Source organism: Aureibaculum koreense (genome assembly GCF_034296135.1).
In the GTDB taxonomy this organism is placed as follows: domain Bacteria; phylum Bacteroidota; class Bacteroidia; order Flavobacteriales; family Flavobacteriaceae; genus Aureibaculum.
The window spans coordinates 214,530-240,207 of the sequence record NZ_JAXKVV010000001.1 but is presented as its reverse complement, the minus strand read 5'-3'; the positions used below and the strand labels follow the sequence as shown (position 1 = coordinate 240,207).

Below are 25,678 nucleotides of genomic sequence, written 5' to 3'. Positions count from 1 at the left end.
TGTAGTTTTATCAACATTGGTTGACAAATGTTGCGTGGAGTAATTTTTTTGGAGGGTTAAGCTATGAAACTCCTACGAGTTCACTTCTTTTTTCTAAGAGTATTACGTTTCGCCAAACGCCGTTTAGTTGCCCAATCTTTTCGCGGTAGCCCACGGTTCTAAATCCGAGCTTTTTATGAAGTTTACTACTCGCCAAATTTTCTGGAAAAATTCCCGCCTCTAAGGTCCATAATTTTTCCTTTTCACTTGCTGTAATGAGTTGTTTTAGTAGTTGTTCCCCAATGTTGTGGCCACGAAAGTTGCCAGAAACATAGACGCTTACTTCTGCTACGCCTGCATACACACACCTTCCAGAAACTGGAGATAAGGCAGCCCAACCCACAACCTCATTTTCAACTAAAGCCACTATTCTACAATTTTTCAGGTGGTTGTTATCCCATTCCAAGTAGGTGGGTACGTCTTGCTGAAAGGTAGCATTGCCAGTGGCAATACCTTCTGTATAAATTTGTACTACTTGTGGCCAATCTTCTTTAGACATGGCACGGAGTTTAATTTTCATAGGTTAATCTTTATGCTGTTCATAATAATCCAATACATGTTTCGGTATTTCCAGTTGCTGTGGCAACCCTTTATCTGGAATTGGGTATTCAGCAACTTGTTTTAAAGGGACCAACCCCGCCCAAATGTCTAAACTATAATCTTCAGGTTCATCACCAACACCTACATCTCTAATTTTAGCCGAAGCGGTTTCAATGGTCATTTCTACAACTAAAGTTCTTTCTAGTTCTTGGGGGTGCATGGGTCTAATGCCGTCCCATCTGCCTTTCATCATATGTTCCATAAAACAAAATAGAGCTTTTTCTTTTTCTTTTGGGTCTTCTATTTTTTTTACAGCACCAAATAACGTTGCAGAACGATAATTTACAGAATGGTGTAAGCCAGAACGTGCCAATACCAAGGCATCTAAATGCATCACGGTCATACTCATTTCTTTTGCTTCCAATAAAGCCAATAACATTCTATTGGCTTGAGAGCCATGCAAATAAATTTTGTTGTCTTTTCTGCCGTAAGCCATAGGCAGTGTAATGGCTCCGCCTTTATATACATAACTTACATAGCCTATAAAACCAGCATCTAAAATGGTGTTGATTTTTGCTACATCGTAAGTAGCTCTATTTTGACCACGCTTTACTCTATTTAGTTTGGATTTTGAATACTCTTGCATATTGAACTTTTTTAAGTTGCTAAAATTTTTCTAATTTTCACTTAAACCAAAAAAAGGTTAAACGAATTCATTTATCTTTTTTATATTTTTTGAGAAAACTATATTTTCATAGGCCGCACCATTGACTATAAAATTTAATGCTCCAACGTTTTTAAATTCATTTTTTTCATAGAATCTAATGGCCCTGTTGTTTTTTATATAAACGGTAAGCCACATGGTATCTAATTGTAAGGCTTTCGCTTCCGTTTCAACAAAAGTTAGCAATTGTTTTCCAATTTTTAAGGGTATAAATTCATTTTGAATAAAAATTCGTTCAAGGCGACAATTGTTTTGAGAGGCCACATTTTCGTTTTTTGCGTTTAGTATTAATTTTGCATAACCCACAGGTAAATCATCTACATACATAATATAGAAAAGGTTTTTAGGATTGTTTATTTCCTGTTTTGTTTTAGAAACTGAAAAATTCGAATCTAGGTATTTTAATAGATTGTTTTTATTTTCTACATAATGCCCATGAGATTCGGCCCATGTGAGTCGCCCCAACAGTGCTAAAACGGTTGTATCTGCTGCTGTAGCTAATTTTATTTTAATCATTGTTGGGTTTATTTAATCGCAGTCTTCTTAGATGATACCCATGCAGTAATACGGCAATAGTACAGCCTACAATTATGGGTGCTGCACCAAGCAATACACCATAAAAGATATAGCCTATATTAGCGATTAACGAGATTAACCGTAGCTTATATTCACCTTTGGTGGACATTGAATATAAATTAATAATTAATAATTAATGCACCGTAACCTACACTATCAATTAAAAAAGCGTTCATAGTTTATCTTTTTTCTGGAGGAATGGTTGCATATTTATCCGAATTTAGTTTGGCTTTTTCTAAGTCCTTTGGTTTAAAAATCGGTTTTATTGAAGCGGGATATTTTTCTACTTCTTTTTTTGGTCTAATAGGACGTTCCACAAAATTCCCTGAACAGCTAGGGCATACATTTTTAAAGATTTCAATTGCACATGTTTTACAATAGGTGCATTCAAAGGAGCATATCATGGCATCGGTTGCCTTGTTTGGCAACGCTTTGTTGCAATGTTCGCAATTGGGTCTTATTTCTAACATCGTTTTTTTGTTTTAAATTCCGTATGCTTTTTTTGCACTTTCAATTTGTGCGGCCTCTGTGGTTTCAGGATAATAAATATAGCTGGGTGCAATAATGGGCTTAACCTGTTCTACTGTAATTTGGGTAATAGTAGGAAATGGAAAATTCCCACCCGTCATTTCGGTCAATATTTTTTCCATTTCCCAAAACTCAGCATTCATTTTATTAATGATCTTTGCTTTTCCTTTGATTTGAAACCCCTTCTGAACCAAAATGTCGATAAAACTTATACAGACATTTTCGTTCTGGTTTATATTCCGAACCGTTTGTGGCGAAGCGATATTGGCAACAATTATTTTATCTGAACCGTAATAGTTAAAAATCTCTTTTGGTGAGACATTTGGCACGTTTTCAGGCGATGCCGTTGCCAACCAGCATAGTACACTTTTGGTGATATACGCTTTATTTTCTGTTGTTAGTTTCATTTTTGTAGTATATAGTTGTTAATGCAGATAATTTGGTCTAATTTCTAACCTATTCTTTAATTCATACCAGTATTATTTTGACCACTCTCTTTTAATTTCACCCAGATATAATCGTCAATAATTTTTCCATTTTTTAGGACGGCATTTTTTCGGACACTTTCTAAGTAAAAGCCATTTTTCTCTAATACTTTCATGGAAGAGGTATTAAAATCAAAAACCCCTGCAACTATTCGTACAACATCAAAATGACTAAATGTATACTCCGTCATTTTCTTGACTGCTTGCGTAGCCAATCCTTTTCCCCAGAATTTTTTAGAAATAAAATATCCGATTTCCGCGGTTAGGCGAAAAACATCATCCTTTAATGTAATTCCTATTTCTCCTGCTACTTCATTATTCCAATAAATTAGAAATCGCTCTGCTGGTTTTTTTCCAATTTCTTTATTTATAAATTCAATAGCGTCTTTTTCTGTGTACGGATTTGGTGTTTTATCATATCCATTATCCAGTATTTCTGGAACATTCTTCAGTTTCGCAAATGCTGCTGCGAATTCAATGCTATGGGGTTTAAATTCCATCATTTTCTTTCTGCTTGTTGTTAATGTACCGTGTCTCATAAATAATTATTCTGAATAACTTCCATATGCCAAATATCATGGCCCAAAATTATAAAGGCAGCCGCTCTTGCAGACATCGCCCCACCGTTAGCATTTCCTATAAAGGATAAATCTTCATCAGTTAAGCTATTCAGTAATGCAATTGAATGGTTGCGATTTATCGTAAATTCATTCAATAAACTGTCTAGTGACTTCGTATTAGCTTCAGATGGTTTAATGTATATGTTTTGATCATATCCCGCCAAAGCCGTTGTATCTCGTCTGGCAATTCTAAAACAGCGATACATAAAAATACGTTCTGTATCAATTAAGTGTTGTAGTATTTCTTTTACACTCCATTTTTCGGGTTGATACCGATACGTTAATTTCTCTTCTGGAATGGATTTAAAAAAGTCAATGAGTGTGATTTCACCAATTTCAAAACCTTTTCTAAGTTTCGTCACGTCAGATAACTTATTGATATATCTTGAATAATAGTCGTCAAATTCTGATGGGTTTAAATCTAGTTTTGTCATTTGTTCTGCTTTTATAATTCAAAAATAGTATATTTATGGACTCTTATAATCGTCCAGAATAAAAATTAATAATAGTCCAGATGTTTCCCTATAAAACCAGTATTCAATTTGATAGAAAATGCAACCAGGCCTTGTATTTACAACTATCAAATCAAATTATTCAATTGATTAAAAATCAAACCTTAACAGCCAATACCAAACTTCCTGGCAGTAGAACGTTGGCAGAACAGTTAAACGTGCATAGAAAAACAATTGTAGCTTGTTATGACGAGTTATTGTTACAAGGTTGGGTAGAAAGTATTCCAAAAAAGGGAACTTTTGTGCTTAGCAATTTACCCGTGTTGCAACGTCAAAAGTTATACGACGCTGATGGTATTGGGTTAAAGAAAACTGCTGGATTTTCTTTTTACAAGAACAGTGTTTTTCCTGAAAAACCTACAAAAAGCAGGGATGACGTTATTTATTTGAATGATGGAATTTCGGATGGAAGATTAACACCCATAGATGAAATTGCAAGAACCTACAGAAGAATTTGTTCTAAAAAAAAGGTGTTTGAACATGTATCGTATGGTTCTACTTATGGTAACGATATGTTGCGAGCCGTTTTAGTTGATTATTTGAATGCAACCAGAGGTTTGCACATTACAAAAGATAATGTATTGATTACACGTGGCAGTCAAATGGGAATTTGGTTATCCTCTCAGTTATTGCTTCAAAATGAAGATGTTATAATTGTGGGAGACACTAATTATACTGCTGCAGATGCTACTTTTTTAATGCAAGGGGCAAACCTAGAACGCGTGTTGGTAGATAAAAACGGTTTGGTAACTGACGAAATTGAAAAGTTATGTAAGCGAAAGCCGATAAAAGCAGTTTATGTAACTTCCCATCACCATCATCCAACAACGGTAACCCTTTCTGCAAAAAGAAGAATTCATTTGTTAAACCTCGCAAAGCAATACAATTTCGCCATTATTGAAGATGATTACGATTACGATTTCAATTACAATCATGCTCCAATTTTGCCATTGGCGAGTCATGATACCAACGGAAACGTAATTTACATTGGTTCTGTTTGTAAATCGGTTGCTCCGGTTTTTAGAATTGGTTATTTAATTGCTTCAAAAGAATTTGTAGATGAAGCGGCTAAGCTAAGAGGTGTTGTAGATAGGCAAGGAGATGCGTTATTGGAATTGACGTTTGCAGATTTTATAAAATCTGGCGATTTAGATAGGCATATTAGAAAGGTGATAAAAATTTACAAGCAACGACGAAATTTGTTTTGTAAACTGTTAAAAGAAGAATTGGGCAGTGTTTTTCAATTTGAAGTTCCAAAAGGAGGGATGGCAGTTTGGATAAAGTTGAATTCAAATCACTCTTGGGCAACTATTGTTGAAGTAGCTAGAAAGTACAAATTGGAAATTGGAGCTTGGCAACGCTATGATAATGCCAACTTAGCACACAATTGTATAAGGATTGGTTTTGCAACCTATAACGAAGATGAAATTTATGAATTGATAAGCAGATTAAAGAAAACAATAGATGAAATTAAAAACTGCTAAAACTTTTTCTTACTTTAGCCATCTTACATTTGCATTGCATGATTCCTGAAATAGAACAACAAGCTACATCTGACATAAAACGTTTTCAAGAGGGTAAACTAAAAGACCTTTTGGGGTATCTTAACGCTCATTCTGCTTATTATCAAGAAGTGTTTCAACAGCATAATATAAATATTTCAAACATTAACACTTTACAAGATTTAACCCAACTACCTGTTACCACCAAAGACGATTTACAGCTCCATAACGATGATTTTTTATGCGTATCCAAAAGTAAAATTGTAGATTATGTAACTACGTCTGGCACCATGGGGAGTCCTGTAACTTTTGCCCTAACCGATGCCGATTTAGATAGATTGGCCTATAACGAAGCCATTTCTTTTGCCTGTGCCGGTGTTACCAAACATGATACCGTTCAGCTAATGACTACAATGGATAGGCGTTTTGTAGCGGGTCTGGCATATTTTTTAGGAGTAAGAAAACTCGGGGCTAGTATTATTAGGGTAGGAGCGGGCATTCCTGAATTGCAATGGGATTCTATCTTAAAATTTAGTCCTACTTACTTAATTGCCGTACCATCATTTTTACTCAAACTCATAGATTATGCCGAGCAAAATAACATCGATTATAATGCTTCAAGCGTAAAAGGGGTAATTTGCATAGGCGAAGCCCTGCGTAATGATGATTTCTCCTTAAACCTATTGGCCAATAAAATAACGTCAAAGTGGAACATAGACTTGTTTTCTACCTATGCTTCCACCGAAATGAGTACGGCATTTACGGAATGTACCGAACAACACGGCGGTCACCATCATCCTGAGCTCATAATTGTTGAAATTTTAGATGACAATAACCAACCTGTTAACCAAAATGAATATGGCGAACTCACCATCACAACCTTAGGTGTGGAAGCTATGCCCTTATTACGTTTTAAAACAGGAGATATTGTCAGAAAACATACCGAAACTTGTACTTGTGGTAGAAATACCATGCGATTGAGTCCCGTTATGGGCCGTAAAAAGCAAATGGTAAAGTATAAAGGGACTACCTTATATCCACCAGCCTTGTACGATCTGCTCAACGACTTTGATGCCATAGAAAATTATATCATTGAAATTTCACATAACAGCATCGGTACGGACGAAATTCTCATAAAAATAGGCACATTGTCTAAATCCGATAAAATTCTACAACAAATTAAAGATCATTGTCGTGCCAAGTTAAGAGTACTTCCCGCTATAGAAATCCATGATATTGAAGTAATTAACAAACTTAAATTTCCAAAAAACAGTCGAAAGCCCGTTTTATTTATTGATAAAAGATAATTTTGCATATTCTTATGGAATGCCATATTTTTAAAACATGACAATAACTAAAGAAATTGCTACCATTTTTGAAACCATTGCTCCATACAATCAACAACAGATTAATGCCGCGTTGCAATGGTTAACTACCAGCGATCAATTTAAAAAAGGCGTACAATACATTTATCCCGATTGGTCCGATGATGAAATTGTTTATAAACTAAAAAAATGTAATACATGTGCCGATTTTCAGGTTAATTTTATTGAGCCGATGATTCGCTCGTTGATTGAAAGCTCAATCAACAACTTATATATTTCTGGTTTAGAAGATGTTGCTGAAACTGGTAATAATCTTTACATTTCTAACCACCGTGATATTTTTCTGGATTCAGGTTTGCTGCAATATACGTTGTACCACAGAGGTTATCCGTTTACGGAAATTTCGTTGGGAGATAATCTGATTGTAAATCCCGTAATGGAACGTGTAGCAAAGTTGAATAATATGTACACGGTTTTTAGATCTGGCACTCGGGTGGAACTGTTGCAAAATGCAAAGAATTTATCGGCCTATTTAAGGTATTCCATTACCCATAAAAAAGTATCTTCATGGATTGCCCAGGGCAATGGAAGAACAAAAGACGGTAACGATAAAACCTTTCCAGGACTGGTAAAAATGCTATTGATGAGTGGTGGTAAAGACCTAAAGCAATCAGTAAAAGATTTACAAATAGTAATTTCTTCGGTTTCTTACGAATATGAACCTTGTGCTGTAGAAAAAGCAATTGAATTGCAAACCAAAGAGGAACTTGGTGTTTATAAAAAATCTAAATACGAAAATATCAATAGCATACTAAAAGGTATTGAAGAACCCAAAGGCGATGTAAGTTTGCATTTTGAGAAGTTAAACGTTAATAATATTGATTTTTCTGATGATGTAAAATCTACTATTATAGCCATTGCTGATGAAATGGACAGACTGGTCTATAAAAATTATAAACTTTTTAAAACCAATTATATAGCATACGATTTGTTACACAGCACCAATCTATTTGTAGATTTTTACACCCCAAAGAATTTAGTTGATTTTAAGAATTACGTACAAGAGCAAAGTGATGATGCCGATATTCAAGAGCGGTTACTTAAGATGTACGCCAATCCCGTTATAAATAAGCAAGGACATGTTAACTAAAGTTTATGGAAGTGCCGTTTTTGGTGTAGAAGCTACTACCATTACCGTTGAGGTCAATATTGATAAAGGCATAGGATATCATCTAGTCGGTTTGCCCGATAATGCGGTTAAGGAAAGCAATTTTAGAATTGCGGCTGCTTTACAGAATAATGGTTATAGCATACCCGGTAAAAAGATTACGATAAATATGGCTCCGGCCGATATGCGTAAAGAAGGTTCTGCGTATGATTTAACCTTGGCCATTGGTATTTTAAATGCGTCTTCACAAATTAAGGGAGACACTATTTCTGAGTATTTGATTATGGGCGAACTTTCGTTGGATGGAAGTTTACAACCGATAAAAGGAGTGTTGCCTATTGCCATTAAGGCCAAAGAAGAAGGATTCAAAGGCTTTATCTTGCCCAAACAAAATGCCAAAGAAGCGGCCATTGTGGATGGTTTAGAAGTTTATGGTGTTGAGAATATTAAGGAAGTTATTGATTTTTTTGAGGGTAATTCTACCTTAGCCCCCACGATTGTAGATACCAAAAAGGAATTTTACGATAATTTAGAGCATCCAGAATTTGATTTTTCGGATGTAAAAGGGCAGGAATCCATCAAAAGATGTATGGAAATTGCCGCAGCCGGCGGTCATAATATTATATTGATTGGCCCGCCAGGTTCGGGTAAAACTATGTTAGCCAAAAGATTACCGAGTATTTTACCTCCGATGACTTTGCAAGAGGCTTTGGAAACGACCAAAATCCATTCTGTAGTTGGTAGAATTAGAGCAAATTCTGGGCTTATGGGGCAACGACCTTTTCGTTCACCACACCATACCATTAGTGATGTGGCTTTGGTAGGAGGAGGTGCTTATCCGCAACCGGGAGAAATATCCTTATCACATAACGGAGTGCTTTTTTTAGACGAATTACCAGAATTTAAACGAACTGTTTTAGAGGTAATGCGTCAACCGTTGGAGGATAGGGAAGTGACTATTTCGAGAGCTAAATTTACGGTAACCTATCCCAGTAGTTTTATGTTGGTAGCAAGTATGAATCCAAGTCCGAGTGGCTATTTTAATGATACACCTGGTCACGTAACTTCCTCACCAACAGAAATGCAACGCTATTTAAGTAAAGTATCGGGTCCGTTGTTGGACAGAATTGATATTCATATAGAAGTGCAGCCTGTGCCTTTTGAAAAACTATCCGAAGAACGAAAAGGAGAAGCGAGTAAAGTGATTAGAGAACGTGTTACCATGGCACGGCATTTGCAGACAATAAGGTTCGAAGACAATGCCAATGTGCATTATAATGCACAAATGAACGTAAAACAAATCAGAAAATTTTGTAAGCTAGACGAGGCTTCAACGTCTTTATTAAAAACAGCGATGGAAAGTTTAAACCTCTCCGCCAGAGCCTATGACAGGATTTTAAAAGTAGCCAGAACAGTGGCCGATTTAGATAATTCTGAAACCATAAAACCTGATCATATTTCAGAAGCTATTCAATACAGAAGTTTGGATAGAGAAGGTTGGTTAGGATAATTTTTATTAAATTTGATTAATAATACACAACCCCTACTAAAATGAAAAATTTAATTTTATTACTGATATTATCAGTGGTGATTTCAGTGAATGCTCAATCTAAGGCCAGTAAAGATTTGTTGACCGGAACGGAGTGGATCAATAAAGACCTAAACTACTTACGGTTCGATAATGACGCGGCAGTTTATAATTTTGATAATATAAAACAAGAGGTTTTATTTGATCTTGATAATAAAAGCCTCTCTTTTAAAATCAATTATAGATTAGCGGGAGATTTTAAAACTGAAGAATTCAAATTTAGAATCAAGGAAATTAATAAGAATAGATTAGTAATTGTTCCTGTAACGGAAAAGGAACAGGCTAATTTTAATAAACTAGATGTCAATGCACTTACCAAGGAAAAACAATATATTTTTTATAACAGAGGCAAACTGTTAGATAAAGTTAATTTTAAAAAGTTAACTTTTCATTCTTCTACTTGTTTTGGTACTTGTCCGTCAATGTCTGTTCAGATTGACATAGATGGTACCGTCTATTATCGCGGTAAAAATTACACTGAAGCACAGGGTGATTTTATTGGAAAATTGTCAAAAGAAGGTATCTATGAACTCAAAAAGATTTTAAATAGAAGTCAATTATATTCAATCGATAAAAATTGGGAGCAGAAATCAAAACGAAACGATACACCAAGATACACGTATATTGTTGAGACTTTTGATGGCGATAAAATTGAAATCAATACAAATGACCAACATCCGGTGTTGGATAAACTATCCGACTTTTTATTAAATATAGATAAGAAAGCGGAATTAAAAGAAGCTGAAGAAAGTCATGATTTTGAGAAATCAAAATTGGTCATGTATAAGATATCACAATAAACTTTTTAAAAATAAATTGTACATTTACCTCTAAATATTATAAAATGAGGAGTTTATATGTACTGGTTTTCTTTTTACTTGTGTTGGGCTGTAAAAAAGCAGAAAATAAAGAAGAGACGCTACCTTCTGATGTTGCAATAAATATGGCACCAATACCTCAATTAAATTTAGTAGAAGCCAATCGTTTAGCAACATTGCCCTTTGGTTGTATTGAGGTTGAATACCCGAATAAATTAAATCAAACTATTGGTGGTGACGAAGATTTAAAAACACCAAAAACTTTACATCCTGCTTTTTATGGCTGTTTTGATTGGCATTCATCCGTTCATGGCCATTGGAGCTTAGTGAGTTTGTTAAAACAATTTCCCGAACTCAAAAGCAGTAAGGAAATCAAGGAAACACTGCTTAAAAATATCTCCAAACAAAATATTTTAACCGAAGTAGCTTATTTTGATGGTGAACATAACAAATCATACGAACGTACCTATGGTTGGGCCTGGTTATTAAAATTAGCTGAAGAACTCCATACTTGGAATGATGAAGCCGCACGAGAATTGGAAAGTAACTTACAGCCCTTAACAGACTTGATCGTACAGAAATATCTGGAATTTTTACCGAAATTAAATTATCCCATCCGTGTTGGTGAGCATACCAATACCGCATTTGGACTTTCATTTGCCTACGATTATGCCATCACCTTAAACCATACTCAATTAAAAGTTTTGATTGAAAAACGTGCTAAAGACTTTTATTTAAATGATGCTGAGTGTCCCATTTCTTGGGAGCCTAGTGGTTTTGACTTCTTATCACCCTGTTTGGAAGAAGCTGCCTTGATGAAACGGGTATTGCCCACAACCGAGTTTAAAAGTTGGATAACAAAGTTTCTTCCTCAATTATCTGACGAGAATTTTACTTTGGCAGTTGGCGAGGTTTCTGACAGAAGCGATGGTAAATTGGTACATTTGGATGGTGTTAATTTTTCAAGGGCTTGGAGTTTGAATAAAATTGCTGAAAACTTACCAGAATACAATCATTTGAAAAATGTAGCCAATCAACATATTAACAATTCTTTGCCGAATATTGTAGGTGATAGCTACGAAGGTGGCCACTGGTTAGGAAGTTTTGCGATTTATGCCTTAAATTCTATATCAAGTGATTAAAAATTGGTTTAAAAACATTGGACCAGGACCTTTAGTTGCGGCGGCATTTATAGGTCCAGGTACGGTAACGTTGTGCACCATAGCAGGTGTAAATTTTGGTTATGCTTTACTATGGGCAATGGCTTTATCCATTATTGCCACAATCATTCTGCAAGAAATGTCCGCCAGATTGGGCATCATCACACAAAGAGGACTTTCAGAAATTATTAGAACGGAAATTAAACATCCATTCTTTAGAAAATTGATTATTATACTCGTCTTGTCCGCTATAGTTATTGGCAATGCCGCTTATGAAGCGGGGAATATTAGCGGTAGTGTATTGGGCTTAGAGACCGTTTTTAAAAATCACAGTATTGAAATTGGGAGTTTAAACATTAATATCTTAAGTCTAATTATCGGTTTTGTCGCTTTTGCTTTATTGTACTTGGGCAATTACAAAGTGCTGGAAAAAGCATTGGTTACTTTGGTAATCTTGATGAGTATTTCTTTTTTGATAACCGCAATATTGACCAAACCCGATCTAATTGCAATAGCCAAAGGTATGTTTATCCCTACTACACCGAAAGAAAGCATTTTAACCATTGTAGGATTAATAGGAACAACTGTAGTGCCTTACAATCTCTTTTTGCACGCTAGCTTGGTCAAAGAGAAATGGAATCAACACTCCGATTTAAAATATGCCAGAAAAGACACAATTATTGCAGTTGTGTTAGGAGGGTTAGTGTCTATGTGTATAATTATTTCGGCCGCGGCCATTCAAAATCAACAAGTAACCAGTGCTGCCGATTTGGCAATGGGGCTTGAGCCTTTATTTGGAAGTTATGCAAAGTACTTTTTGGCATTAGGGCTGTTTGCGGCAGGTATAACAAGTACTATAACCGCAGCATTAGCGGCGGCTTATGTTGCCACGGGATGTTTAGGTTGGAAAACAGAGTTAAAGTCCTCCAAATTTAGAGCCGTTTGGATGTTTATTTTGTTTTTAGGCGTGTTATTCTCTTCTTTGGGGATAAAACCCATAGAAATAATCAAATTTGCCCAAGCTGCAAATGGGATGCTACTGCCCGTAATTGCAGGATTTTTGTTATGGATAATGAACAAAAAATCTGTATTGGGTAAATTTAAGAATACCAAACTTCAAAATGCCATCGGATTTATTATCTTAGCGGTAACCATCTTTTTAGGATTAAAGAGTATCTTTAAGGTGTTTGAACTAATATAATCAATATGAATTTATTTTCCATAGACGTAAATTGTGATGTGGGCGAGGGGATAGATAATGAACTGACAATAATGCCGCTAATCAGCTCTTGCAGTATTGCTTGTGGAGGTCACGCTGGAGATAGTATGACAATAAGCAAAACCATTGAGCTGGCACTGTTAAACCGTGTGCATATTGGGGCTCACCCTTCTTATCCCGACAAAACCAATTTTGGCAGGAAAGAAATGGATATACCGCTTGATGAATTGCAAAAAAGTCTCGAAGAACAAATCAATACTGTACAAAACGAACTGAGAAGATCGGTGGCCACGATGAATCATGTAAAAGCTCATGGTGCTCTTTATAACAAAGCTGCTGTTGACGCTGAAACTGCTCAATGCGTTATTGACGCTGTTAAAAATACTACAAAAGATGTATGGTTATATGCACCTTTCCGATCGGTACTGGCAGAAATGGCATTAAAACAAGATTTGAGAGTGCGTTTTGAGGCATTTATCGATAGAAATTACAATGCCGATCTAACATTGGTTTCTAGGTCGGAACCTAAAGCTATTATCACTGACCCCAAGAAAGTGTTGAAACATTTGCTAAGAATGATTACTAAACATAACGTTAAAACCATTGATGGAAAAAAGATTGCCATAAAGGCAAAAACGTTTTGTGTTCATGGTGACAATCCCAATGCTTTAAGAATATTAAATTACCTCTCAAGAAAACTACCTAATTTCGGAATTAATATTGCCTAGATGAGTGGGTATAGATTAACATATAAATTCTATGGCAAAAGTGCAATTCTGATAGAATGGCCATCTAAAATTGACAAAAATATACTGAATGATGTCGTTTTGTTCAAAAATAAAATTATTAAAAATAATGCTAAACAAATAGTTGATATAATCAATACATATTCCTCGATAACAATTATTTATCATCATACTATAAATATTATCTATGACGATATTTTGGCCTTAAAATCGTTATATGAACAAGAAATTTCAAAGGAATCTGTACAAAATTACAGATGGGATATTCCCGTCTGCTACGACAAAAAATTTGGCATTGATTTAGAGGAATTGGAGTCAGAAAATGATTTGACATACAACGAAATAATAAGCCTTCATTCCTCCGCAATTTATACCGTATATTTTATCGGATTTTTACCTGGGTTTTTATATTTAGGTGGACTGGATAAAAAACTACATATTCCAAGAAAATCTAACCCAAGATTGCGTGTAGAAAAAGGGTCTGTTGCTATTGGCGGAATCCAAACAGGTATATACCCTTCAATTAGTGCCGGTGGATGGCATATTATCGGAAAATCGCCAATTTCTTTTTTTAATAGCGGTTCGGATGAACCCTGTTTTGCAAAATCAGGTGATGAAATTAAATTCATACCCATTGATATGAGTACTTACAATCAAATTGAATCCAAAATTTCAAGAGGGTCTTTTAAACTCAAAAAATCAGAATTATGATTAAGGTTTTGTCACCTGGATTTTATACCACGGTTCAAGATATGGGCCGTTTTGGTTATGCCGATAAAGGGGTGCCGTGTTCTGGAGTGATGGATCGATATTCGGCACAATTAGCAAACCAGATTATTGGGAATAATGATAATGATTCCTTATTGGAAATTGCTTTAGGTAAACTTACCTTATTATTTGAAAAGCAAACGGTTATTTGCATTTCTGGAGCAAATTTATCACCAAAAATAAATGAGAATTCCATTGACTTAAACAAGGCACTTTTGTTAAAGAAAAATGATGTACTCAGTTTTGAAAAACCAGTATTTGGTGTCCGTGCCTATCTTGCCGTTAAAGGAGGTTTTCAAACGCCAAAAGTTCTAGGAAGCCGAAGTCTTTATAATGGAATAACATCGCAAACGATATTAAAAAAAGATGACTATTTACAAATAAGTAATTTTATAGAAAGTAAAAGTTTAAAAAATGCTTTGGTAAAACATGACCAAGAACATTTTACAGATAAAATCCTGCTGGCATATCCCGGACCGGAATATGAATTGCTAAGTTTTAAGCAAAAAACACAACTAAGAACCGTTGTTTTCAATATTTCTAATGATAATAACAGAATGGGTTATCGCTTAGAAGGGTTAATTGAAAATGAATTGCCATCTATGCTGACCTCAGCAGTTTTGCCAGGAACGGTACAGTTAACACCTTCGGGAAGGTTGATTGTTTTGATGCGAGATTGCCAGGTTACGGGAGGTTATCCAAGAGTACTTCAGCTTAGTGAAACGGCTATTAGTAGGTTAGCACAAAAAACTACTGGAGATAAAATTCAATTTAAACTTGAATCCCAAGATTAATAAGTTCAGCCTTTAATTGACGAGCTGATTTGAAATGAAGCCCATGTATGCCTAATCTTTTCGCAGCTTCAACATTATCTCTGTTATCATCAATAAAAACAGCTCTTTTTGGTATTATGGCGTTGCGTTCTAAGATAATTTCGTAGATTTTGGCAAACGGTTTTCTGGTTTTTTCTGTACCTGAAACCACAATATCCTGAAAATGTTGCAAAAAATCATAGCGTTCTAAAGCTACAGGAAACAATTCTGCACTCCAATTGGTCAAAGCGTACAAGTTGTAGATATTATCTTCTTTGAGTTTATTCAAGAGGGCTACGGTGTCTTCAATTGGCCCACCTAACATGTCTGCCCATCTGTTGTAGTAAATGCGGATCCATTCTTCATATTGTGGATATTGTTTTACTAAAAGTTCCGTACCGTCTTTAAGGAGACGGCCCGCATCATGTTCCATATTCCATTCCATGGTGCAGATTTCATTCAAAAACCAATCTACTTTTTCTTCATCGCCATTAAAAACCTCACGATACACATATTTTGGATTCCAATCAATTAGAACACCTCCTAAATCGAAGATAATGGTGTCAATTTTATTCATAACTTTAAATTATTCTGTAAATAGAATTTCACTTTTTTCTGAAATGCCGTTTTCGTTAAACGCCTCAACTTGATAATAATAGCTTTGATCTGTAGTCAACGCCCGTAATTCGTAATTGGGTTTGTCGTAAAGTAGCACCGATAAGTTCAGCTTATCTTTGGTGATTCCCCAATACACGACATAGCCCGTTGCATCTGGAACTGCATCCCAAGTTAAATTCGTATTTCTTCGGTCTTCTTGGCGAATCGCTTTAAAATTTTCCGGACTTGTGGGAGGGGCTTCCTTTCCTTTGCCAAATACCCTAAATTCTGAAATTGCCAAGTATTTGTTTGAGCAATGCACGTGATTATAGCGAATATACCTTGCTTCCACGGACTCTTCTAATTCGATATAGGCATGTGGAATATCTTTTTGATTTTTCGAATAATCAACCATCGTTTGCCAAGTTTTTCCATTAAGGGACGATTCTATCATAAATTGTTGCCTAATTGTATCGTGACGACCGAAAACGGTGCTGTTAAAGTCCTGAAAATTGATTTGAATAGCTTTAATGTCCATTGGTTTTTCTAAATCTATTTCTACATAAATAGAGTCGTTATTGGATTCTGACACCCAATAGGAGCGGATTTCTTCATCGTTTATCTTGTTGATATTAAAGTCTTTGATCTGTTCCTGCATATAACCGCCTTCACTTTCATCAACTACATTTACCTCTTTTTCAACAATGCCCGAATTTGTCTTAACCGGTTTGTTATAAGATAACAGCATCCAACCCGTAAACCTGTTTTTATGTTGTTCAACTTCGGTGTTAGGCAAATAGTGCGGATAATCGCCATAGGCAGTATTTACATACATTTGTCCATTATCTTCAAAACCCGCGGGATACATTCCTAATCTTCGTTCAAATTTAAAATTTACCGAAATTGCCATTGTGGAGTAGTGCCAATAATTACCATTATTATCTTTTACCGTACTACCATGTCCCGATCCTTTTAAGAAACCGCCAGGTTTATAGGCTATTGGGTTGTAGGGTGCGTATTCAAATGGGCCAAATGGGTTTTTGCTCGTGTAAACCCCATCGGCATATACGTTCCATTGTGTGCCTGGGGCTCCATATTCTAAATAGTAAGTGTCATTATGTTTCATCATCCATGGCCCTTCGATAAACGGTTTTAAATCGGAGTTGTGGTCTTGTCCAAAACGTTCCCAGCCATTCTTTTCGGGATTCAAATTAAACAAGTCCGTTTGCTCGCCAATGGGGATATAATAATTTTTAGCGTCCAATTCTATTCCTCTGATTGGCCATTTGTTAGAGGATTCTTCATAAAGATAAACTTTACCGTCGTCATCTACAAATATATTAGGGTCTTGCACCCCGCCTTTTACGTTGATTACGGCATAATTGGTTGTCCAGTCGCCCAATTCGGGATTGCTGGTTTCGATTACTGCTCCGCGTCCTGATGGATCGCCCAATAAAATTATTTTATCGCCATGAACTGCTGCGGCAGGAGCATTGGAGCCGTTAAAATACCAACTTTGAGGTCTGATAAATCTCCAGTTGCTCATATCATCAGAAACCCAATAGCCATGTGATCTAGTAACAAAAAGGTAATATTTACCCTTAAAATTGACAATGGCAGGGTCAGCACCCGAACGGTAGGAAACATTGTTCTTGGCCCTATAATGCGACATATACGTGTAATCTATATCAAGTGGATTACAATAGGTCTTGAAGTTCTTTTTAGTTTCTGATACCTTGTTTTCAGTAGTTTCTTGTTTTTGTTCTGATTTAGAGCATGAGATTAAAAATAGTGTTATGACAAGGGTCAGATATATATTTTTCATAATTGATAACAGTTTGCGGCTAATTTTTAAGTCTATCTTCATCCCATTTTGTGGGATTATTTTTGATATAGTTGGATATGTTTTGATACGATTTGTCATTCCGAATAATGTGTTCCCAGTAATTTCTTTGCCATAATTTTTTTTCAAATCGTTTCCAATTGCTTGATTTTACCCCATTTATATATTTTACTGTTGTTATAGAGAGAAAGGCCCCAATCATTTCCCCTAATTTTTTACCTGTTGGGGCGAACCCTTGTCGCCCTTTTTTAAATTTACCCTTTTTGTAAAAATCGCTATTTCCTTTACTGTATTCATTTTCATTATCTTTGATATCATTCTGAATAATACCCTGATTGTTACCGTTGTTTATTTTGATTTTACCGTCTGGGTTTTGGTCTTGTTCTTGGTTTTGTTCCTGTTGTTGGATTAGGCCGACCGCGGGGGTTGCCCCTACGATTTCCAATATTCCATGAAAATGATTAGGCATTACAACGAATTCGTGTAAAATTATATTTTTAAAACGTTCTGGTAACGCCAGCCATTCATTTTCAATCATTTTTCCTGCATCGTTCAATTCCATCTTGCCTTCTGAAATATCACCAAATAATAATTTCCGATTATAACTGCATGTCGTAATGAAATAAAATCCTTCTTGGGCGTAATCATAACCTTTTAATCTGATGTTTTTTCGATTATGTATTTTTCGAATTCGTTTCATCCGTTGTGGCGACCCTCGTGGTCGCCTTTTTGCTATTTTTTTATTCGACCCTCGTGGTCGCCTTTTTGCTATTTTTTTATTCGACCCTCGTGGTCGCCTTTTTGCTATTTTTTTATTCGACCCTCGTGGTCGCCTTTTTGCTATTTGTTTATACGATCCATGTGGTCGCCTTTTTAAATATTTTTATTTTCCGTTATTTAATTTGAATTATTATCGGGCTAATTGGTTTTGGTTTAAGGTTCGGGCGACCACGAGGGTCGCACCCTACTGGTTTTGCCCCGCTGCCATCAAATACGCCTTGATAAAACCATCCAAATCACCATCCATTACGGCATCAACATTAACAGTTTCATGACTTGTGCGTACGTCTTTTACCAATTTGTAAGGGTGCATTACGTAATTTCTTATTTGCGAACCGAAATCAATTTTCATTTTATTGGATTCTATTTCGTCGCGTTTTTCACGTTGTTTTTGTAGTTCTAGTTCATACAATTGCGACTTCAACATTACCATGGCCTTTTCTCGATTCTCTAATTGCGAACGCGTTTCGGAATTATGGATTACTATTCCCGTAGGGTGGTGCGTTAAAATGGCTTTGGTCTCCACTTTATTCACATTTTGCCCACCGGCACCGCTAGATCGGGCAAAATCCCACGAAATATCTGCGGGATTAATATCAATCTCAATGCTATCGTCCGCCAAAGGATATACATACACAGAAACAAACGAGGTGTGCCGTTTGGCATTACTATCAAAAGGGGAAATTCTAACCAACCTGTGTACTCCATTTTCTCCTTTTAAATAGCCAAAAGCATAGTCGCCATCAATTTCTAAGGTTACTGTTTTAATTCCAGCAACATCACCATCTTGTAGGTTGAGTTCTTTAACCTTAAAACCTTGTTTTTCGCTCCACATTAAATACATTCTCATCAACATGGCTGCCCAGTCACAGCTTTCAGTTCCACCAGCACCTGCTGTAATTTGTAGTACAGCACTTAGGTTGTCACCTTCATCGGAAAGCATATTTTTAAATTCTAAACTCTCCAAAAGGTTGTTGGTTTTACGGAAGGTTTTCATAATTTCCTCTTGAGATGATTCACCATCTTTATAAAAATCATATAAAATTTGAAGCTCTTCGTTATTGGTAATCAACGTATTATAATCTTCAACCCATTTCTTCTTTTCACGTAAAGATTTCATCAAAACTTCTGCTTCCCTTGGATTGTTCCAAAAATCGGGATTGGATGCTTTTTCTTCTTCATTGTTAATTTCAATCAACTTTTGATCGATATGTAGATAGCCTTTTAGCTTACCAATTCGCTCGTCAATATCTTTTATGGTATCTTGTGTAATCATACTTTTTTAATATTCCCTGATAATTTCATCAGGGTTTCAAATATACCTCTCCTTGAAAGAGGTCAGAACTTCTTTATGAAGTTCTGGGTGAGGTAAAATAGAGGAATTTTAAAATTTAGCTCTTTAAAATTTAAATTAAACTGCATTAATAAATTCCTTTATCGCAAAAATAAACTAAAATTAGTATGTGTTGAAATTGTCGGACTTATTTCTTAGTTTTATGCCAATGAATTTAACCCCGAAAGGGTTTAAACCCTTTCGGGGTTAATCACATTCTAACGATATGAAAAAACTAACATTAGCCTTTCTATTTCTATTTTTTTTCCAACTAGGACATTCACAATTCTTTAAAGACAATAAAAGTGTAACGAAATTCAACGGATACATTAACTTTTACTATGATGAAAGTGAAGATAAAATATACCTAGAAATTGATAAATTAGATATAGAACTGCTTTATGTAAATGCATTATCAGAGGGCATAGGTTCAAATGATATTGGTTTGGATAGAGGACAACTGGGTGATGGCGTTGTGGTGAAGTTTAAAAAAGCGGGGAACAAAATTTTATTGATTCAACCCAATCAATCGTATAGAGCGATAACGGATAATGAGGACGAACGAAAATCCATTGAAGAAGCTTTTGCAAAATCAGTTTTGCATGGTTTTGTAATTAAAGAGCAAAAAAACAATACTTATTTGGTAGATGCTACTGATTTTTTAATGCGTGACGCTCATGGTGTAGCAAATAGATTGGAAGGCAATAATCAAGGAAACTATAGTCTTGATAAAAGTCGTAGTGCTTTTAATCTGGAACGTACCAAAGCCTTTCCAAAAAATGTAGAATTTGATGTAATGCTCACGTTTAAAGGAAAAGCTAAGGGATACAATATCAGAAGTGTTACTCCGAATTCTTCATCTGTTACAGTCGGTCAGCACCATTCTTTTGTGGAATTGCCTGATGATGATTACAAACCTAGAAAATACGATCCGCGTTCTGGGTCCTATCCCATGAGTTATATGGATTATGCTACGCCAGTAAATCAGTCCATAATGAAACGATTTATTTATCGTCATCGTTTAGAGAAAAAAGACCCAAATGCCGCTGTAAGTGAAGCTAAAGAGCCAATAGTTTATTATTTAGATAGAGGTGCACCAGAACCTGTGCGTTCTGCCTTATTGGAAGGTGCAAGGTGGTGGAATCACGCATTTGAAGCTATTGGATATAAAGATGCTTTTCAGGTTAAAATGTTACCCGAAGGTGCAGATCCGCTGGATTTACGTTATAATGTGATACAATGGGTACACCGTTCCACAAGAGGTTGGAGCTATGGCGGTAGTATTTCCGACCCACGTACTGGTGAAATTTTAAAAGGGCATGTGAGCTTGGGTTCTTTACGAATCCGTCAAGACTTTTTAATTGCCCAAGCCCTGCAAGCTCCTTATGCTAATAATGATACAGATGATAATTTTGCGTTAGAAATGGCACTGGCAAGAATCCGACAACTTTCAGCCCATGAGGTAGGACACACTATTGGTTTTGCTCATAATTTTGCGGCTAGTGCCAATAATAGGGCTTCGGTCATGGATTATCCGCATCCCCAAATAAAGTTAAAAGACGGCAAAATTGATTTTTCCGATGCGTATGCCGTTGGTATTGGTGATTGGGATAAAGTTACGGTCGCTTATTCTTATCAAGATTTTCCACAACATCAAAACGAAGATTTGATGTTGCCTCAAATTTTAAACAATGCTTTTATGAATGGGTTGCGTTATATTTCTAATCAAGATGCTCGTCCCGCTGGAAGTGCACATGCCTATGCTCATTTATGGGATAATGGAATAAATCCCGCCAATGAACTGGAAGAAGTGTTGGTAATACGGAAAAAAGCAATTGATAATTTTTCTAAAGATAATATAAAATCAGATGAGCCATATTCTGTCTTAGAAGATGTTTTTGTGCCGTTGTATTTCTTTCATCGTTATCAGACAGAGGCTGCTGCTAAAATGATTGGAGGGTTAGATTATAGTTATGCTATTAAAAATGGTAATGAACAAATTGTCAAAAGAATAGATGGAAATACCGAACGTAAAGCTTTAAAAAATTTATTAAAAACTATAGATGTCCAACACCTTGCCATACCCGAAAAATTATTGGATTTATTTCCGCCAAGAGCTATGGGCTACGGAAGAAGTAGAGAATCATTTAAAAGTAAAAATGGTGTAGCATTTGATCCTTTCGCAGCGGTAGAAACGGCATCAGAAATGACTTTGAGTTTTTTATTTCATCCACAGAGGGCTTCGAGATTAGTTCAACATAAAAGTTTAGATGATAGTCAATTGGGGTTAGTAGAGGTGATTGATGCAGTAATTGATAATTCTTTTAAAATACAATATAAAAATAGCTATCATCAGGAATTGCAAAATGTAGTTAATGCCCAAGTGTTGAACCAACTATTTGGATTAGCGTCGGATGTGGATAATTATCCACAAGTTACCGCTATTGTAAATGCTAAACTTAGTGAAATAGAAAGTTGGTTAAGCTCAGCAAAATCAGATGAAATGCAAAAAATGGTAAACACACAGCTTATCAATAATATTCAAAAATTTAAAAAGAACCCTTTAGATTTCAAAAGAATTGATGCTCCAAAAATTCCTGATGGTTCACCTATTGGGATGGAGTAAAGTAGTTATGAGTTCGTAGTTATGAGTTCAGAGTTTTTAAACATCGAACTAGGAATCTTGAACTCTGTACAGAAAAACCATAAACCACAAACAGCCCAACAATGACCATAAACCTATTATCCGATACTGTTACCAAATCAACCAAAGGTATGCTTGAAGCTATGTTTAGTGCCGAAGTTGGTGATGATGTTTTTAATGCAGACCCTACGGTAAATAAATTACAAGAAAAGGTTGCTAAATTATTTGGAATGGAAGCCGCATTGTTTTTTCCTTCGGGAACAATGGTAAATCAAGTCGCCATAAAAATCCATACCCAACCTGGAGAACAAATTATATGCGATAAATGGAGTCATGTGTATAATTATGAAGGCGGAGGACCGGCGTTTAATTCGGGCGTGTCCTGTAAATTAATTGATGGGGATAGAGGAATGTTTACCGCTAAGCAAATATTAGAAAACATAAGTAATAGAGATGATATCCATCAAGCAATTACAACCTTAGTAACCGTTGAAAATACAGCAAATAAAGCGGGTGGTGCGTGTTGGGATATTGAAGAACTCAAAAAAATAAGACAAGTCTGTAAAGAGAACGACTTGGCTTTTCATTTGGATGGAGCTAGATTGTTCAATGCTTTAGTAGCAAAAAATGAACAACCCGAGCAATATGGAGAATTGTTTGACACGATTTCAATTTGTTTATCTAAAGGCTTAGGTTGTCCTATAGGTTCGTTGTTGTTGGGTTCAAAAGAACATATTCAGAAAGCCTTACGTTACAGAAAAACCATGGGTGGCGGTATGCGGCAAGTTGGTTATTTAGCCGCAGCTGGTATTTATGCTTTAGATAATCATGTGGAGCGTTTAGACGAAGATCATAAAAATGCCAAACGAGTAGCGGCTGCCCTTGTGGCTGCCGAATACATCAAAAAAGTAGAGCCAGTAGAAACCAATATTATTATTTTTTATACCAATGATGATATTGATGATGTGGACTTTGTCAATAGATTGGAAAAAGAAAATATATTAATTACGGGAATGGGAGAAGGTAAATTACGGATGGTTTTTCATTTGGATATAACTGCCCAAATAGTTGATAGACTAATAAATAAATTCGCTGATTTAAAGTTTTAGTATGACAATGAAATTTACAAAATATGCCTATGTTTTTATAAGTTTGCTTATATGGATTTGCTCAACATTCTTTTTGGAAGTTAGTATAACTAAGTATTTATTTTTTATTGTTTCTATGACGTTTGCTGTATTTCTTTGTTATGATTTTTTTAAAAATAATTTAGAGTTTAAGTTACCAAGCCTTTTTGATATAATTTTGGATTTGGTCTTTATAGTTGGTTTTTTTTCGAGTGAGATTGTTGAATTTACGTATGAAATGGTATTTGTATTAATTTTTATAATATCCTTAGCAATTAAAACATTTTGTAGTGAAAAGAGCTTGATCAGAAATAAAACCTAAAAATTGGTGAAAAAGCGGATGCATAAATAGTTTTGTCAGCATTGTACAAAATGTCATATCGCAATCCTGCGGAGAAATTCCCCACGCGATAGGCCAAACCAGCATAGAGTGCAGGATAATCAAAGCTGAATTTGTCGAATCCTTGTTTCTGATTGACAAATAAATGTTCGTATTCAGCTGAAAGCTGTAAATTTTGGATCGGGTTAAATAAAGTAATTAATCCCGCTCCAAAAACATTTGACTTTAAATTTAAATCTCTATTTTTTGCATATAAATAACTTAGTCCTGGACCCGCAGCAAAATATTGATTAAAATTGTAAACCGCACTCGGGGCAATAGCTATAGTTGTGTAGTTATTGCTGAAACTCAACCCTAAACCACCGCCAAACTGCACATTATCCCAAAAGTTGGGTTTATCGTCATTTTGGGAAAACAAGCAAACCGATGTTAATAGAAAACAAGTAAAGAGTATCCTTTTCATAAGAAAATAAATTATTTTTACGAAAATAACGAAATAATTACAACTTCAATCAATAATATTATGAAAGCATTATTACCCATTATGGTATTGTTAATTTCAACGTTATCTTCCGCCCAAAGCGATATTTCCAAACTATTAACTGAAATTGCTACTGCACCATCCGCGGAACGCATTGAAAAGGACATTAGAACATTGGTCAATTTTGGAACGCGACATACTTTGTCAGATACCGTTTCAAAAACCCGTGGTATTGGTGCCGCCCGACGTTGGATAAAATCGGAATTTGATAATATCTCAAAAGACTGTAATAACTGTTTGGAGGTTAGTTATCAACGTAATCTGGTGCCGAAGAACGACAGGAGAATTGTTAAAGATGTCGAGATAGTTAATGTCCTCGCAATTCAACGTGGTACAAAATATCCTAACAGTTATGTAATTATGTCTGGCGATATTGATTCACGTGTTTCGGATGCCAACAATTTTACTTCAGATTCTCCAGGAGCTAACGATAATGCATCTGGAATGGCAGGAACTATAGAAGCGGCTAGGATTTTGACCAACAACAAATTTCCCGTTTCTATAATTTATGCGGGGCTTTCTGGTGAGGAACAGGGTTTATATGGCGGCCAGCACATGGCAAAAATTGCCAAAGATGAGGGTTGGAATATTATTGGAGTAATAAATAACGACATGATCGGTAATATTAAAGGCATTGACGGTGTTGTTGACAACAGTACGTTTAGGGTTTTTTCTGAGGCCATTTCCATGGAAACAACCGACAGAGAAAGAGCTGCGATGCGTTATTATGGTGGTGAAGTTGATGGTCCATCACGACAATTGGCACGATATATCGATAAAATCACGGATGATTATATGACCAATTTAGATGCTATTATGATTTACAGATTAGATAGATTTGGTAGGGGCGGACATCACCGACCTTTTAACGATGCCGGATTTACAGGAGTACGGATTATGGAAACCCATGAAAATTATAACGAGCAACATCAAGACCTACGTACTGAAAACGGTATAAAATACGGAGATGTTATAGAATCCGTAAATTTTGATTATGCCGCTAAACTCACTGCGGTAAACGCTCTAACGTTGGCTTCGTTGGCGTCTGCACCTTTGGCTCCTGAAAATCTAAAAATTGGTGGAGCGGTTCAACCTTCAACCCAGTTGCAATGGGATGCCGTTGAAGATGATAATTTATTGGGATATAAAGTGTATTGGCGAGATACTACATCACCCCAGTGGCAACATAGTCGTTTTGTTGGCAAACTAACTGATTACACATTAAAAAATATTGTTATTGACAACTATTTATTTGGTGTTGCAAGTGTGGGTAAAAACGGAGCGGAAAGTTTAGTGCAATTCCCTAATAAATTAATCGGAAGAGACTAATGTTAAAGTTTTCT

26 protein-coding genes are annotated in these 25,678 nt (G+C 35.7%); 13 read left to right on the top strand and 13 right to left on the bottom strand.

Annotated elements, in window-relative coordinates:
- Positions 1 to 61 precede the first annotated feature (61 nt).
- From UMM65_RS01200 to UMM65_RS01165, 8 genes are all read right to left on the bottom strand, one after another.
- Positions 62 to 559: a GNAT family N-acetyltransferase gene (locus tag UMM65_RS01200; RefSeq protein WP_321974632.1), complete on the bottom strand. Its 498-nt coding sequence runs from the start codon at positions 557 to 559 to the stop codon at positions 62 to 64.
- 3 nt (positions 560 to 562) lie between these two features.
- Positions 563 to 1,225 carry a pyridoxamine 5'-phosphate oxidase family protein gene (locus UMM65_RS01195; protein WP_321974631.1) on the bottom strand — a complete coding sequence of 221 codons (663 nt, stop codon included), beginning with the start codon at positions 1,223 to 1,225 and terminating at the stop codon, positions 563 to 565.
- A 57-nt stretch (positions 1,226 to 1,282) separates the two neighbouring features.
- Positions 1,283 to 1,819, bottom strand: coding sequence for a GNAT family N-acetyltransferase (locus UMM65_RS01190; RefSeq protein ID WP_321974630.1), 537 nt, complete (start codon positions 1,817 to 1,819; stop codon positions 1,283 to 1,285).
- Complete coding sequence (locus tag UMM65_RS01185) at positions 1,812 to 1,988, bottom strand: hypothetical protein (RefSeq protein WP_321974628.1); 177 nt, start codon at positions 1,986 to 1,988, stop codon at positions 1,812 to 1,814. Before UMM65_RS01185 ends, UMM65_RS01190 begins: the two co-directional genes overlap by 8 nt.
- A gap of 70 nt (positions 1,989 to 2,058) precedes the next feature.
- Positions 2,059 to 2,349, bottom strand: coding sequence for a DUF1272 domain-containing protein (locus UMM65_RS01180; protein ID WP_321974627.1), 291 nt, complete (start codon positions 2,347 to 2,349; stop codon positions 2,059 to 2,061).
- A 12-nt stretch (positions 2,350 to 2,361) separates the two neighbouring features.
- Positions 2,362 to 2,814: a pyridoxamine 5'-phosphate oxidase family protein gene (locus UMM65_RS01175; protein WP_321974626.1), complete on the bottom strand. Its 453-nt coding sequence runs from the start codon at positions 2,812 to 2,814 to the stop codon at positions 2,362 to 2,364.
- Between the two features lie 56 nt (positions 2,815 to 2,870).
- Positions 2,871 to 3,431: a GNAT family N-acetyltransferase gene (locus tag UMM65_RS01170; protein ID WP_321974625.1), complete on the bottom strand. Its 561-nt coding sequence runs from the start codon at positions 3,429 to 3,431 to the stop codon at positions 2,871 to 2,873.
- On the bottom strand, positions 3,428 to 3,946 hold the full coding sequence (locus tag UMM65_RS01165) for a DinB family protein (RefSeq protein ID WP_321974624.1): 519 nt from the start codon (positions 3,944 to 3,946) through the stop codon (positions 3,428 to 3,430). Before UMM65_RS01165 ends, UMM65_RS01170 begins: the two co-directional genes overlap by 4 nt.
- Before the next feature lie 80 nt (positions 3,947 to 4,026).
- Here UMM65_RS01165 and pdxR point away from each other — a divergent pair, with 80 nt between their 5' ends.
- Genes pdxR through UMM65_RS01115 form a run of 10 tightly spaced genes read left to right on the top strand, consistent with a single transcriptional unit; the run spans position 4,027 to position 15,112 of the window.
- A complete protein-coding gene (pdxR, locus tag UMM65_RS01160) occupies positions 4,027 to 5,508 on the top strand; it encodes a MocR-like pyridoxine biosynthesis transcription factor PdxR (protein WP_321974623.1) in 1,482 nt (493 codons plus the stop codon).
- 38 nt (positions 5,509 to 5,546) lie between these two features.
- Positions 5,547 to 6,833 (top strand): flexirubin biosynthesis putative acyl-CoA ligase FlxY, encoded by a 1,287-nt coding sequence (flxY, locus tag UMM65_RS01155; protein WP_321974622.1) that lies wholly within the window; start codon positions 5,547 to 5,549, stop codon positions 6,831 to 6,833.
- A 37-nt stretch (positions 6,834 to 6,870) separates the two neighbouring features.
- Positions 6,871 to 8,001 carry a 1-acyl-sn-glycerol-3-phosphate acyltransferase gene (locus UMM65_RS01150; protein WP_321974621.1) on the top strand — a complete coding sequence of 377 codons (1,131 nt, stop codon included), beginning with the start codon at positions 6,871 to 6,873 and terminating at the stop codon, positions 7,999 to 8,001.
- Positions 7,991 to 9,529, top strand: coding sequence for a YifB family Mg chelatase-like AAA ATPase (locus tag UMM65_RS01145; RefSeq protein WP_321974619.1), 1,539 nt, complete (start codon positions 7,991 to 7,993; stop codon positions 9,527 to 9,529). The genes UMM65_RS01150 and UMM65_RS01145 overlap by 11 nt, the downstream gene beginning before the upstream one ends.
- A 41-nt stretch (positions 9,530 to 9,570) precedes the next feature.
- Positions 9,571 to 10,407 (top strand): DUF6438 domain-containing protein, encoded by an 837-nt coding sequence (locus UMM65_RS01140; RefSeq protein WP_321974618.1) that lies wholly within the window; start codon positions 9,571 to 9,573, stop codon positions 10,405 to 10,407.
- A 44-nt stretch (positions 10,408 to 10,451) separates the two neighbouring features.
- Positions 10,452 to 11,567 (top strand): DUF2891 domain-containing protein, encoded by a 1,116-nt coding sequence (locus UMM65_RS01135; RefSeq protein ID WP_321974617.1) that lies wholly within the window; start codon positions 10,452 to 10,454, stop codon positions 11,565 to 11,567.
- Positions 11,560 to 12,786, top strand: a complete 1,227-nt coding sequence (locus tag UMM65_RS01130; protein ID WP_321974616.1) for an Nramp family divalent metal transporter — start codon at positions 11,560 to 11,562, stop codon at positions 12,784 to 12,786. Before UMM65_RS01135 ends, UMM65_RS01130 begins: the two co-directional genes overlap by 8 nt.
- Before the next feature lie 5 nt (positions 12,787 to 12,791).
- A complete protein-coding gene (gene pxpA / locus UMM65_RS01125) occupies positions 12,792 to 13,532 on the top strand; it encodes a 5-oxoprolinase subunit PxpA (protein ID WP_321974615.1) in 741 nt (246 codons plus the stop codon).
- Positions 13,533 to 14,261 (top strand): 5-oxoprolinase subunit PxpB, encoded by a 729-nt coding sequence (gene pxpB, locus UMM65_RS01120; RefSeq protein WP_321974614.1) that lies wholly within the window; start codon positions 13,533 to 13,535, stop codon positions 14,259 to 14,261.
- On the top strand, positions 14,258 to 15,112 hold the full coding sequence (locus UMM65_RS01115; protein WP_321974613.1) for a 5-oxoprolinase subunit C family protein: 855 nt from the start codon (positions 14,258 to 14,260) through the stop codon (positions 15,110 to 15,112). Before pxpB ends, UMM65_RS01115 begins: the two co-directional genes overlap by 4 nt.
- On the opposite strand, the gene UMM65_RS01110 is transcribed toward UMM65_RS01115, so the two are convergent.
- The 4 genes from UMM65_RS01110 to prfB all read right to left on the bottom strand — a co-directional run bounded on the left by UMM65_RS01110 (position 15,090) and on the right by prfB (position 19,626).
- Positions 15,090 to 15,707 (bottom strand): HAD family hydrolase, encoded by a 618-nt coding sequence (locus UMM65_RS01110; protein WP_321974612.1) that lies wholly within the window; start codon positions 15,705 to 15,707, stop codon positions 15,090 to 15,092. The genes UMM65_RS01115 and UMM65_RS01110 overlap by 23 nt on opposite strands.
- 9 nt (positions 15,708 to 15,716) lie before the next feature.
- Entirely contained in the window at positions 15,717 to 17,552 is a 1,836-nt protein-coding gene (locus tag UMM65_RS01105) for a family 43 glycosylhydrolase (RefSeq protein ID WP_321974611.1), read from the bottom strand.
- A gap of 19 nt (positions 17,553 to 17,571) precedes the next feature.
- Positions 17,572 to 18,270: a transposase gene (locus tag UMM65_RS01100; RefSeq protein WP_321974610.1), complete on the bottom strand. Its 699-nt coding sequence runs from the start codon at positions 18,268 to 18,270 to the stop codon at positions 17,572 to 17,574.
- 264 nt (positions 18,271 to 18,534) lie between these two features.
- On the bottom strand, positions 18,535 to 19,626 hold the full coding sequence (gene prfB, locus UMM65_RS01095; protein WP_321974609.1) for a peptide chain release factor 2: 1,092 nt from the start codon (positions 19,624 to 19,626) through the stop codon (positions 18,535 to 18,537).
- A 283-nt stretch (positions 19,627 to 19,909) separates the two neighbouring features.
- On the opposite strand from prfB, the gene UMM65_RS01090 reads away from it, so the two are divergent.
- Both UMM65_RS01090 and UMM65_RS01085 read left to right on the top strand, forming a co-directional pair.
- On the top strand, positions 19,910 to 22,309 hold the full coding sequence (locus UMM65_RS01090; protein ID WP_321974608.1) for a zinc-dependent metalloprotease: 2,400 nt from the start codon (positions 19,910 to 19,912) through the stop codon (positions 22,307 to 22,309).
- Positions 22,310 to 22,410: 101 nt separating this feature from the next.
- Entirely contained in the window at positions 22,411 to 23,436 is a 1,026-nt protein-coding gene (locus UMM65_RS01085) for a threonine aldolase family protein (protein ID WP_321974607.1), read from the top strand.
- Between the two features lie 323 nt (positions 23,437 to 23,759).
- Here the strand turns inward: UMM65_RS01085 and UMM65_RS01080 are convergent, their stop codons facing one another.
- A complete protein-coding gene (locus UMM65_RS01080; protein ID WP_321974606.1) occupies positions 23,760 to 24,257 on the bottom strand; it encodes a TonB-dependent receptor in 498 nt (165 codons plus the stop codon).
- Positions 24,258 to 24,317: 60 nt separating this feature from the next.
- Between UMM65_RS01080 and UMM65_RS01075 the strand changes: the two genes are divergently transcribed.
- Positions 24,318 to 25,664 (top strand): M28 family peptidase, encoded by a 1,347-nt coding sequence (locus UMM65_RS01075; protein ID WP_321974605.1) that lies wholly within the window; start codon positions 24,318 to 24,320, stop codon positions 25,662 to 25,664.
- Positions 25,665 to 25,678: the final 14 nt, after the last annotated feature.